The following is an 11,874-nucleotide window of genomic DNA, read 5'->3' on the forward strand; positions in this document are numbered from 1 at the left end:
GCCGCCCCCGAATTACGCCCCATTCGCGGCGCTGAGGATCGCCCGCACGCTCGCCGTCGCGACGTCGGTGTCGAGCCCGCAGCCGAACAGGCTCTTGCCGTCCGCCGTGCGGCATTCGACATAGGCGGCGGCCTGCACATTGCTGCCCTGGCCGATCGCGTGCTCGCTGTAATCGACGATGTCCATCACGGGGCCGCCGCTTTCGCTGAGCGCGGCGATGACGCTCGACATCAGGCCGTTGCCGCGGCCGCTGACGCTGCGCGGGGTGCCGTCGATGGTGAGCTTGCCGGCGAAGATGCGGTCGGCGCCCGAGTGGGTTTCGGACCAGTCGACGAGTTGGAAGCGTTTGGCTTCGGTGGTCAGATATTGGCGCTCGAAGGCGTGCCAGATGTCCTCGGCGCCGAGTTCGCGGCTCGTCTCGTCTGCCAGCGCCTGGACGACATGGCTGAAGCTCGCCTGCATCTTCTTGGGCAGTTTCAGGCCCTTGTCCTGTTCGAGCACCCAGGCGACGCCGCCCTTGCCCGACTGGCTGTTGACGCGGATCACCGCTTCGTAGCTGCGGCCGAGGTCGGCGGGGTCGATGGGCAGATAGGGGACTTCCCAGCGCTCGTCATTCTGGCGCTCGCGCGCGGCGAAGCCCTTCTTGATCGCGTCCTGATGGCTGCCCGAGAAGGCGGTGTAAACGAGCTCGCCGCCATAGGGGTGGCGCGGGTGGACGGGCAGGTTGTTGCAATATTCGACCGTCTGGATGACCTCGTCGATGTTCGAGAAGTCGAGCCGCGGGTCGACCCCCTGCGTGTACATGTTGAGCGCGATGGTGACGAGGCAGGTGTTGCCGGTGCGCTCGCCATTGCCGAACAGGCAGCCCTCGACGCGGTCGGCGCCCGCGAGCAGGCCGAGCTCGGCCGCCGCGACGCCGGTGCCGCGGTCGTTGTGGGTGTGCAAGGATATGATCGCGGCGTCGCGGTTCGGCAGGTTCTTGCAGAAATATTCGATCTGGTCGGCGTAGATGTTCGCCGTCGAGGCCTCGACCGTCGCGGGGAGGTTGAGGATGATCGGGTTTTCCGCCGTCGGCTGCAGGATCTGCATCACCGCCTCGCAGCATTCGATGCTGAAATCGAGCTCGGCGGTCGAGAAGGTTTCGGGGCTGTACTGGAAGCGCCAGTTCGTTTGCGGCAGGCGCGCGGCGTTGTCGCGGAGCTGTTTGGCGCCCTCGACCGCGATGCCCTTGATCTCGGGCATTTCCATGCCGAAGACGATGCGGCGCCACGCGGGGCTGACCGCGTTATAGACGTGGACGATCGCGGTTTTCGCGCCCTCGAGGCTGTCGAAGCTGGTGCGGATGAGGTCGGCGCGGCTTTGCGTCAGCACCTGCGGGGTGACGCCCTCCGGGATGCGGCCGCCGCGGACGAGGCCCTGGATATAGTCGAAGTCGGTCGCGCCGCTGGCGGGAAAGCCGACCTCGATCTCCTTGAACCCGCATTTGACGAGCAGGTCGAAGAAGCGGGTCTTTTTCTCGGCATCCATCGGGTCGATCAGCGACTGGTTGCCGTCGCGAAGGTCGGTCGAGAGCCAGATCGGGGCTTTGGTGGTGACGCGGCCGGGCCATTCGCGGTGGCTCAAGGGAACCTGCGGGAAGGCGCTGTACTTGACCGAGGGGTCGGTGAGCATGGTCATGGGGTGTAAACTTCTTCTGCCGGGTTGGTGTCGCTTGTCGATCGGACCCTTGAGCGGGTGGCCGCGACTAGCGCGCAGCCAGTGTCACGCCCAAGGGCGTGTAAGTCGCAGAAGAAGAAGGGCGTTGCCGCGCATGGCCGTCGCAATGATGCAAAATGTCGCGCTTGGCAAGAGGCAGGTGCCTAAAATTTCGCGGCAGGCCGCCGCGGGTCAGAAAATGTCGCCGGGCCGCGAAGGGGCCTTCGCGGCCCGGCGAAGTGCAGGGGGAGGGTAATTCTTCAGGCGGCTTCGCTCTCGTCCTCGCCGTCTTCGTCCCACGGTTCGAAGACCTCATCCTCGAGCATATTGTCGACCGCGTGGACGCGGACACCGATGCACCAGTCCTCGAGCGGGCCTTCCCAGGCGGCCTCGACCTCGGTCAGCGCGTCGGCCGCCGCGTCGCCCGAAGCATCATGGGGCGGGCGGTCGCCGACCAGGTCGAAATCCTGAAAGCCGTCCTCGGGCGGGGTGATATAGACATGGGGTTCGAGGCGGACGCTGGTCCAGCCCGCGGTGGGGGCGAGGCCTTCGACCTCTACGACCAGCAGCGGGCTGTCCTCGTCGCCGTCGATGCCGGCGTTGAGTTCGACGATCTCGCGTACCAATTCGCTCATGGGGAGACTCCTTGCGAACAGGGAAAGGCAAGGCCCTGTTAGCGGAGTCGTGTGACAGATTGGGGGCTTAGCCCTTTACCCAGCCGACGGCCGGATCGCCCATGTCGACGACGTCGGCGAGCTCGAAGACATTGCCATAGCCATAGCCGACGAGGTTGATGAAGGTCTGGATATTGAGCGCGAGCGGCGCGGCCTTCATGCGGACGGGGGCGGCGTCGTTGCGGAAATTATTGTTGCAATAGATCAGGATCGGGCGGTCGGGGTTGGCGCCGATCACCGCCGCGAGGCTCTCCGCGGTGAAATCGGTGAGCGGCAGGTTGACCGCGCCCGCGATATGCCCCGCGGCAAAAGCGTCCTTCGAGCGCGCGTCGAGGAGGAGGGTGCCGGGCTTTGCCGCCTCGGCCTTGAAGGCGTCGAATTTCAAAAGGCGCGTCGCGCGCTGCGGCGCGACGCTGGCGGTGAGCGTCTGGAACGCCGGATAGTCGATCTGGGGGTTGGCCTGCGCCAGCGCAGGGGTGGCGACGAGCGCCGCGGCAACCAGCAAGGCTTTGCGCATGATATCCTCCCTTGAACGGGGGCGTTATGCGCGCGCCTTGCTGGCTCTGCGATGAATAGGGATGCCCATCGGGATGCCGACGAGCGCACTGGAAACGCGGGCCTCGGGGGCGCGCATCAGGGCGTTCCGGCGCGCCGTGCCTCGAACCATTGGCGCAGCGCGGCGGCGGCGCAGCCGGTGAAGCCGTAACTGCCGACGGGCGAGCAGCTGTCGGGGCGCGTCTGGCGCGCGATAGCGTCATAGCCCTCGACCTTCGACGCCCACGAGCCTCCGCCGGCGGGCGCCTCTTCGTCCTGGTGGCGGAGATCCTTGGGGACGCGGTAGCGGTCCGATTCGGGCTGCTGCGCGCAGACGACGATCTCGTCGCCCGTCGTCTCGGGACAGGGATCGTCGCCATAGGTGTAGAGGATCGAGGTTTTCTGCGGCGGCGAGCCGGTCTGCGCGAGATCGTCGTCCTGCGCATGCGCGGGGACGGCGAGCGCCGCGAAAGCGACAAGCAGATAGAGGGCAGGTGTCTTCATCGCGCGCATTCCCTGATCCCCTTGAGATAGGGATTACCACGCAAAGATGAACCCCCGCCGAACCGGGCGGCATCAAAGCCGGTGTAACCGGGCGCGATTTCGGGGCGAACCGGGGACGAAACCAGATCGGAGTCCGTCCCATGAAAAAACATGTCCTGTTCGCGCTGCTCGCGGCGGCGGCGCTGCCGCTGTCGGTGGCGGTGTTCACCCCCTATGCCTCGGCCAAGCCCGTCTATGTCGGGGTCGAGGGCGGCCATATCGCCGTCAGCGGCTACGACGCCGTCAGCTATTTCGAAGGCGACGGCGTGCCGGTGAAGGGCGACGCCGCCTTTGCCGTCGAGCATGACGGCGCCGTCTATCATTTCGCGAGCGCGGCGCATGCCGCGACGTTCAAGGCCGATCCCGCCGCCTTCGCGCCGCAATATGGCGGCCATTGTTCGTGGGCGATGTCGCGCGGCTATCTCGCGCCGGGCGATCCGCTGGCCTATGCCGTGGTCGACGGCAAGCTGTACCTGAATTTCAACCAGGAGGTGAAGGCGAAGTGGGACGAGGACCGCGCCGGCTTCATCGCCGCGGCGGAAAAGAATTGGGCGGTGATCCCCGACGACGCGAAATTCGGGGGGTAGGGGCAGGTTCGGGGTGGGGAGCCGACATTATTCGGCGGCGGGCAGTTCCGACCCGCAAAGGCTGTCGATAGAGCTTTTTAGTGCACGCGCTGTATCGCCGCTGGAAACACGATCGGCGTGTTCGCGCAGCCGTTCAAGGTCCGATAAGCCGCAAGGTCGATCGAACGCATAGAGCACCGGCAAAGCTTGGGACAGTTCTGCGGAGCCGCCTCGTAGTGCACGTCCAACAACGTATTGCCACGCAGGATCCCCAAGCGCGGCAACATCTTCGGCCAGGATGGGGCGGCGCGGCGTTCGGGATTCAAGCACCCTTACGTAAAGGTCATACCTCTCCGGCAGTGCCAAGGATTTTGCGTTGGCGTGAAGTGCCTCATCGGAGACCGTCGCATATGGGTTCGTTTCGCACGCGGCGACCGTCAACAATATAACGAACAAGGGATTCCGACGCATGCCGAAACCCTACGCGAAGTTGGGCCCGACGGCTATCGGTCGATACCCGACGGTTCGGCAACCAGCGATGTAAATAGGGAGAAACGCTTAAGGCTCAACCCGGCGGGACGTTACTGCGCTCCTCGCAGCGGTGCACAGTGCCGTCCTTCTCGTTCACCGAAACAATCCGAAATATGACGGCCATGTGATCGGTGGGGATATGGTCGGGCGGGAAATCCAATATGCCCGCGTAACAGATTTGCCTCTTCGTTAAATCCGCAAGAGCAGATCGTACACTCTCTGAGGTGGCGTTCTTCTCGAGAGCGAACACCAAATATGGCCTCCCAATATGGTTGCCCGTGTCTTGCGCCAGAAATTTGGAGAGATCGTTGATCCGACCTCCGGCGGCAAACCACTCTGCAGAATCCGATTGATACTTTGGAACATCGTCAACTTCGTCGGCATAATGTGTCAGCAGCGTCATTTCCAAGGCATAGGTCGGACGCTCTTTGAAAACTCGCAACTGCGAGTAGGCTGCAAATGCCAATCCGATAGCGAATGCGATCGCGATTTTGCCTCTGTTAGCCTGCAACATGCATGCAGATTGACGACAAATTGGAATGTCCGCAATCGGTCGTTTTCTGCCATTCTGTCCAGATTGGCGATGAAGGGCGACTCTGGGGTGGGAAGCGGACTGAGGTGCGGCTAGTGTCGCCGGATGGTCGATGCGACATTTTGTTCAAGCGAGCCTTATAGGCGTCGGACATGGCTTCGACAGCACTTACCCTTTTGGGCGTTAGGGTTGGCGCCTAAGGGCGCAGATTGCGAACAGGCTGGCGGTATTCACGAATGGTATAACCATAATGACACGCAGTCAGCATGTTATCATTGCCGGACAAAGATTGACGGACGGCGTTGGTAGATCACGGCTGCAATCGGCCGTAGGCTGTCATTCGTCATCCAGGACTTGATCCGGGATCCACCGCAGCGCTGAAGTCGTGGACCCCGGATCAAGTCCGGGGTGACGAAGATGTAGCGATCCTCCCTGTCGGGAAGCGATGGGGGGGGCGTCGCCGTAGGCGGTGGTGGTGGGGCGGCAACGTCGCGCCATTTGCCCCTCCGTCAGCGCTTCGCGCTGCCACCTCCCCATGGCTGCGCCACAGGGAGGAGCGAACGCCGGCTTCCGGTCGTTTCAGTCCTTCGTCATGCCGGACTTGATCCGGCATCCATGACCGCGGCAGTTGCCGAATGCGCCGGGCTGTCCTGGCTGAATTCCGGCGAGTTGGTTGCTGCCCGAGAACTGGTCCGTTTGGCGTGCGGCGCCGATCTTGCCGGGTGCGCCCGCGATCGGGGGACCGGCTTTCGGCCCGTACCATTCCATCGGCCCGTCCCGCCACGACAACGGTTCGGCGGATGCGGGGGTGTTTTCGGGCTCGCCCGCGCGTTGGTTGGACGATCCCAACTCAAAGCTTCCCAAGGAGAATGCTCGAAATGCGTAAATATGCAGGCCTGATTACCTCGCTCTCCCTTGCCCTCGCCGCGACGACCGGAACGGCCGCGCTGGCACAGGCGCAGGCGCAGGCTGGCGCTTCGGCCGTGAAACTCGATGTCGGCGCCAAAGTCTATGACTCGGCAGGCGTCGAGCTTGGCCCGATCGCGAGCAACGACGGCAGCGTCGTCGTGGTGGACTTCGGCGGCCGGAAGGCCGCGTTGCCGACCAACGCCTTTGCGCAGACCGACAAGGGCCTTGCCATCACCATCACCGCCGCGCAGTTGACCGCCGCGCTCGACAAGCAGGCCGCCGATGCCGCCGCCGCGCTTGCAACCGCGCTGGTTCCCGGCGCCGAAATCCGCGGCGTGACCGGCGCCTCGGTCGTCGGCAAGGTCAAGGCGACCGATGCCGAGGGCGTGATCGTCACGACCGACAAGGGCGAGGTGCGCCTGCCGCGCAAGGCCTTCTTCCTGACCGGCAAGGGTCTGGCGATGAGCTTTACCGCGGACCAGTTTGCCGCGGCCCTCGCCGAAACGGCAACCACGCCGGCCGCGTCGGATACCACCGCCGATGCCGCCCCCGCGAGCGAACCGGCGCCGACCCCGGCCGACTGATCGCGTCGCGGCGAACAGGAAAAAGTGCGGGAGCCATCCGGTTCCCGCGCTTTTTTTTTGAGCGGACCGTTGCCGGCGCGCGTCGCGGTGCCGGGAAAGTTAGGGCATTGCTCTTATTGCAAAAAGCCGAATTCGAGGCGGAATTCCGCGCTTGGGACGGCACCGGCGGTTGTCGGCTAGCCGTGCACAGCGCCGGACGACCCGCGCAACCTTCGGCCATCCGGCGAGTATTCCTGTGCCAGAAGGGGTCATGCTGAACGCGCTTGCCCCTGCCACCCCGTTGAAGGAGTAGCTTATGGGTGCCGTTTCGAAGAGTTCAGGATTTGTTTTGACGCTGGCCATGCTGGCCGGCCCCGCCTCGGCGAGCCTCGCGGCGCAGGAGGCTCAGGACGCGCAGCCCGCGGGCAGCGGCGAAGCCGTTGCGACCGTCTATGCCCAGATCCCCCCGCTGTCGGAACTGACCGAAGGGCCGAAGCTCGAAGGCATGATCTCGGCGCGCAGCGGCAACCGGATGCAGGTGACGGCGGCCGACGGCACCAACACCGTCGTCTTCCTGAGCGAGAGCACCAAGGTCAAGGCGAATGGCGGCTTCCTGGGCCTCGGCAGCAGCAAGATGGCGGCGAACGCGCTGCTCAACGGGCTGCCCGTCACGGTGGAGACGCTGCAGTGGGACGGCGGGCTGGTCGCGAACCAGGTCGTGCTGAAGAGCAAGGATCTGCGCACCGCGAACATGATCCGTACCGGTACCGACCAGCGCTTTGCCGAGCAGACCGCGGCCACCGAAGCGCTGCGCGGCCGCATGGGCGACATCGATAAATACAACATCAAGAGCACGATGAATGTGAACTTCGACACCGGCAAGGCCGTGCTGTCGGAGCAGGCGAAGGCCGATCTGTGCGCTACCGCGAGCCAGGCCGAGGGCATGGACAATGCCCTGCTCCTCGTCGTCGGCTACACCGATTCGGTGGGCAGCGAGGAGTATAACCAGGTTCTCAGCGAAAAGCGCGCCGGCCGCGTCGTAAACTATCTGCAGCAGGCGTGCGGCTGGAAGCCGTATCGCATGCTGACCCCGACCGGGATGGCCGAGGCCGACCCGACGGCGGACAACAGCACCCCCGAGGGCAAGGCGCAGAACCGCCGCGTCGCGGTGAACGTGCTGGTCAGCAAGGGGCTCGACGGCCTGTAAGGCGCGCATCGCCGCGATACGAAAGGCGCGGGAGGCATCGCTTCCCGCGCCTTTTTCGTGCGCGGGCGCGGGGGCGTGGTTGGCGATGGCATGAAAAGCATCCGGGGGGCGGGGCCTTTCGGCCGCTCCGCCCCCCGTTTGCGTCGGGGGCAAGTGGGGATTTCCGGAGTGGGGGCAGGGGACATCAGGGACCAGACCGATGTCCCCCACCGCTCCATTGAGCGGAACACTCGGGAACGTCTGATACCATACAAGGCGCGTGCCAATTTCCCGCTGCCCCGGATTTCTGCGGGAGACGCTGGTTAGCAATTCCTTACCGGGGGGCGGGGGTGTCAAAAATCCCGACATCTGGGCGCCATCCCATATTGGCTCAATTGCCCGAGGCGGGTGTTGGCACGGCTGCGCGACGAAGATAGACACTCCGCAATGAAAATTTTCTGCGCTCTTGGACCGGGCAACATCGTTGCAGACGCCATGCGCGATGGCGGCATTGTGGCCGGCGTCACCGGCTATTCCTTTTCGCAGCAACTCCGCCGCCTGCTTGTCGCCCATGGTATCACCGGCGTACTGGTCACCAGCAACCCCGACGCGGGGCGCGTCGAACAGGGCGACCTGACCTTCCAAAACCTGCCGCGCCGGGGCGAGGGGGCGACCGGCCTCGGCTTCCATCTTTCGCGTATATGGTATGGCGTCCGGCTTGCAGTCTATGCGCGGCGCATCGGGGCCGATTTGGCGATCATCGATTCCGGATCGACGCATTATTTCATGCTTACCCTGTTCAAGTTGCTCGGCATCCCGGTCGCGGTGAATTTTCACAACGTGCGCTGGCCGAACGGCTTCGAACCGCGGGGAACGCTTAAGACGCTTATCCGGAAGCTGGATTCGTGGTTCTTTCGCCATATTGCGGCCGGGGCGATGGGCTGCTCGCCCGAATGCGGCGTACAAGCCCGCTCCGACGGCGCCGCGCACCTGCGGTATTTCGGATGGACGTCGCAGTTCGCCGGGAGCGATCCCCATCCCGTCGATCCGTTCGCGGATCCCGCCTCGCCATTCAGGCTCCTGTTTTCGGGTCGTGTGGAACGGAGCAAAGGGGTATTTGATCTTCTCGCGATGGCGCAGGCGCTTCGCAATGCGCCGGGGCGCGCCGTATCGATCGAAGTTTGCGGGGACGGCGGGGCGCTATCCGAGCTTCGCGCCGAGGTCGATCGGCTCGGTCTGGGAGACTGCGTTACGCTGCGCGGACGTCTCGAACGTCACGAACTCGATGCTGCCTACCATAATTGCCACGCGCTCATCGTGCCGACCCGCGGTGACTTTTGCGAGGGTATGCCGCTGGTCTGCGCCGAGGCTGTGCTTACCGCCAAGCCCATCATCACCAGCAGGTTGTCCAATGCGCTCCCCGTGATCGGCGAATGTATCCTGGAAGCTGTGCCCGAGAATATCGACAGTTATCTTGCTGCGATCCGAACGCTGGCCGACGATTCCGCCACCTATGCTCGCCTCCAATCGGCGTGCGCCTCCGCTTCGGTCCAATTTACCGAACGATCGCTTGGATATGCCGCGGCGGTCGACCGATTGATCGCGAGCATCTTTTCGGCGCACGTTCCGCTGCACACCTATGACGCGCTCTACGACGTGAAGTCCGTCTCGAATGTCGCCGCCTAGAGTTCAGTACCCTAGCGAGGGCATCTAATATCGTGCGAAGCGCCGGGTTTTCGCCGGGTGGTTCCGCGGGATAGCACCGACGCGGGCCATCTTCGCCACTCGAGACGCCTTCTTCCCCGGCCGGCATGGCGCTCCGCGCCGCTCCATCCCGATAGCGTTGTGGCAGCCATATCGACTGCCGTTCATTTTGTTCATGCAGCATTCAGCCGATTGACTACATTTGTAGTCGCATTGCAGATCAACGCCAAGAGGAGGGGTTCCACCATGGCGGAAAGAGCAAGCGATTCCGAAATGCAGGTGCTGTCGGCGTTGTGGGACAAGGCCCCGCAGACCGCCGCCGACCTGACAGGACGCATCGGAAAGATCAACGGCTGGACGCAGGCGACGGTGAAGACGCTGCTTTCGCGGCTGGTCCAGAAGGGCGCGGTCACGGCGGAAGCCGACGGGCGCCGCTATCTCTACAGCCCCGCGGTCGAGCGCGCCGACGCGGTCGGCGAGGAATCGCAGCGCTTCGTCGACCGGCTGTTCGGCGGGCGGGTGAGCCCGCTGATCGCGCATCTCGCCGAACGCGAGGCGCTTTCGGACACCGACATCGCCGAGATCGAAGCCTTGCTGCGGAAGCTCAAGTCGTGAGCGCCGCGATGATCATGCAGGTGTGGGGTGACACGATGATCACCACCGCCGCGCTCGTCCTTGCGGTGCTTGTCATCCGCAAGCCTTTTGCCCGTCATTTCGGCCCGCAGCTTGCCTATACGCTGTGGCTCGTCCCGGCGCTGCGGCTGGTGCTGCCGCCGCTGCCCTTCGCCGATCCGGCGCCGGTCGCGGCGAGCGGCGTGCCCGCCGACGTCGTGCTGATGGAGGTCGTCGACGCCGCCGAGGCGATCGGGACGCCCGTCGCGATTCCGGAGGCGAGCTGGACCTTTGCCGATGCGCTGCCCTTGTTGTTCGCGCTGTGGGCGCTCGGTTTCGTTGCGGTCCTCGTCAGCGCGGCGCTGTCGCACCAGCGCTTCCGCGCCGAGGTGCTGGAGGGCGCGGCCGAGCTGGAGCCGCTGGGACGCATCCGCCTGATCATGACCGACGCGGTCGACGGGCCGGTCGCATTCGGTCTGTGGCGGCGCTTCGTCGCGGTGCCGCACGATTTCTTCGCGCGCTACGCGACCGAAGAGCGCGCGCTGGCGATCGATCACGAGCTGTCGCACCATCGCCACGGCGACCTGTGGGCGAATGCCGCCGCGCTGCTGCTGCTCGCGACGCAATGGTTCAACCCCTTGGCCTGGCGCGCGATCCGCGCCTTCCGTTTCGACCAGGAAGCGGCGTGCGACGCGCGCGTCCTGACGATGACCGACACCGCCCCGCGCAATGTGCGGACCGCGCGCTATGCCACCGCCATCGCGAAGGCGGCGGTCGGATCGCGGCTGTCGCTCGCGGCGCCGATGGCGGTCCACGACAATCTGCAGGAGAGACTGACGATGCTGATGCAGGAGGATATTTCGAAGAAGCGCGGGCTGGTCGGCCGGCTGCTCGTGGGGGCTGCCGCGGTGGCGGTGCTGGCGACGACCGCGACCCTGGTGCCCGCCGCGACCGCGAGCGCGCAGGCCGAGCTCGCCGAGCCGCCGGCGCCTCCGGCACCGCCTGCCGCTCCCGACGCGCCGCTGCCGCCCGAAGCTCCGGCCGCGCCCGATGCGCCCCATGTGATGATCTTCACCGAGCAGCATGACGGCGACGCCGCCGAAAAGGACGGGAAGAAGCGCGAGGTCCACCGCATCGTGATCCGCCAGGACGGCGACGGTGAGGGCAAGCCCGCGGTGATGCTCGCGCCCGCCGACGGCAAGTACAAGCGCGTCGAGATTCGCACCCCCGGCAGCCTGTCGCGCGACGATGTGCTTGCGACGCTGAAGGAGCAGGGGATCAGCGGTGCGCAGGCCGAGGCGATCGCCGACAAGCTGGAGGCGAAGCGCAAGGAGCGTATCCGCACCGTGATGGCGCCGATGCCCCCGATGCCGCCCCTGCCGCCGATGGTCGCGCATGGCGCGTGGCAGAGCTTCGATGGCAAGGCGATCGCGATCGGCAAGTGCGGCGACGGGTCGAAGACCGCGCCGATCGTCAACCGCGAGGAAGTCGACGGCAACAAGCGCCAGCACATCTACATGATCCGCTGCGGCGACACCGCCGAGAGCAAGGCGGCCCGCCTGTCGGCGCTGAAGAAGGCGCGCGACGGCTTCAAGAAGGGCGAGGCGGCGCGCGGCCTGTCCGAGGAAATGCGCGCGAAGGTCGCCGCCGACATCGACAGGGCGAGCGCCGATCTCGAGAAATCGGACGACTGACGGCAACAACTTCCTGGCCGGCGCCCATTCCCCGGTGGCGCTGGCGATAGGGGCGGGGAAAGGGGGCGGCCATGTTCGCTCCCTTTCTCTATTGGTGCCGGCTTTTTCTCCCTCGGGCCTTTTCCTTCGCG

12 protein-coding genes are annotated in these 11,874 nt (G+C 65.2%); 6 read left to right on the forward strand and 6 right to left on the reverse strand.

Annotated elements, in window-relative coordinates; translation table 11 throughout:
• Positions 1-12: 12 nt before the first annotated feature.
• From leuA to QOL68_RS03830, 4 genes are all read right to left on the reverse strand, one after another.
• Positions 13-1,677: a 2-isopropylmalate synthase gene (leuA, locus tag QOL68_RS03815; protein WP_282947083.1), complete on the reverse strand. Its 1,665-nt coding sequence runs from the start codon at positions 1,675-1,677 to the stop codon at positions 13-15.
• A 278-nt stretch (positions 1,678-1,955) separates the two neighbouring features.
• Positions 1,956-2,330, reverse strand: coding sequence for a hypothetical protein (locus tag QOL68_RS03820; RefSeq protein WP_058454136.1), 375 nt, complete (start codon positions 2,328-2,330; stop codon positions 1,956-1,958).
• Between the two features lie 67 nt (positions 2,331-2,397).
• Positions 2,398-2,886 (reverse strand): rhodanese-like domain-containing protein, encoded by a 489-nt coding sequence (locus tag QOL68_RS03825; protein WP_282947087.1) that lies wholly within the window; start codon positions 2,884-2,886, stop codon positions 2,398-2,400.
• 116 nt (positions 2,887-3,002) lie between these two features.
• Complete coding sequence (locus QOL68_RS03830) at positions 3,003-3,407, reverse strand: hypothetical protein (protein ID WP_058454169.1); 405 nt, start codon at positions 3,405-3,407, stop codon at positions 3,003-3,005.
• Between the two features lie 140 nt (positions 3,408-3,547).
• Here QOL68_RS03830 and QOL68_RS03835 point away from each other — a divergent pair, with 140 nt between their 5' ends.
• Entirely contained in the window at positions 3,548-4,033 is a 486-nt protein-coding gene (locus QOL68_RS03835) for a YHS domain-containing (seleno)protein (RefSeq protein WP_282947090.1), read from the forward strand.
• A gap of 27 nt (positions 4,034-4,060) precedes the next feature.
• On the opposite strand, the gene QOL68_RS03840 is transcribed toward QOL68_RS03835, so the two are convergent.
• Positions 4,061-4,483: a hypothetical protein gene (locus tag QOL68_RS03840; protein WP_282947092.1), complete on the reverse strand. Its 423-nt coding sequence runs from the start codon at positions 4,481-4,483 to the stop codon at positions 4,061-4,063.
• Between the two features lie 94 nt (positions 4,484-4,577).
• Entirely contained in the window at positions 4,578-5,057 is a 480-nt protein-coding gene (locus tag QOL68_RS03845) for a hypothetical protein (RefSeq protein WP_282947093.1), read from the reverse strand.
• 896 nt (positions 5,058-5,953) lie between these two features.
• Between QOL68_RS03845 and QOL68_RS03850 the strand changes: the two genes are divergently transcribed.
• From QOL68_RS03850 to QOL68_RS03870, 5 genes are all read left to right on the forward strand, one after another.
• Positions 5,954-6,568 carry a hypothetical protein gene (locus tag QOL68_RS03850; RefSeq protein WP_282947095.1) on the forward strand — a complete coding sequence of 205 codons (615 nt, stop codon included), beginning with the start codon at positions 5,954-5,956 and terminating at the stop codon, positions 6,566-6,568.
• Positions 6,569-6,863: 295 nt separating this feature from the next.
• Positions 6,864-7,754 (forward strand): OmpA family protein, encoded by an 891-nt coding sequence (locus tag QOL68_RS03855; RefSeq protein ID WP_058454131.1) that lies wholly within the window; start codon positions 6,864-6,866, stop codon positions 7,752-7,754.
• Positions 7,755-8,144: 390 nt separating this feature from the next.
• Complete coding sequence (locus tag QOL68_RS03860; protein WP_282947100.1) at positions 8,145-9,419, forward strand: glycosyltransferase family 4 protein; 1,275 nt, start codon at positions 8,145-8,147, stop codon at positions 9,417-9,419.
• A 264-nt stretch (positions 9,420-9,683) separates the two neighbouring features.
• Positions 9,684-10,052, forward strand: a complete 369-nt coding sequence (locus QOL68_RS03865; RefSeq protein ID WP_282947102.1) for a BlaI/MecI/CopY family transcriptional regulator — start codon at positions 9,684-9,686, stop codon at positions 10,050-10,052.
• Positions 10,049-11,743, forward strand: coding sequence for a M56 family metallopeptidase (locus tag QOL68_RS03870; protein WP_282947104.1), 1,695 nt, complete (start codon positions 10,049-10,051; stop codon positions 11,741-11,743). The genes QOL68_RS03865 and QOL68_RS03870 overlap by 4 nt, the downstream gene beginning before the upstream one ends.
• Positions 11,744-11,874 lie beyond the last annotated feature (131 nt).

Source organism: Sphingopyxis sp. Geo25 (assembly GCF_949769135.1).
Classification (GTDB): domain Bacteria; phylum Pseudomonadota; class Alphaproteobacteria; order Sphingomonadales; family Sphingomonadaceae; genus Sphingopyxis.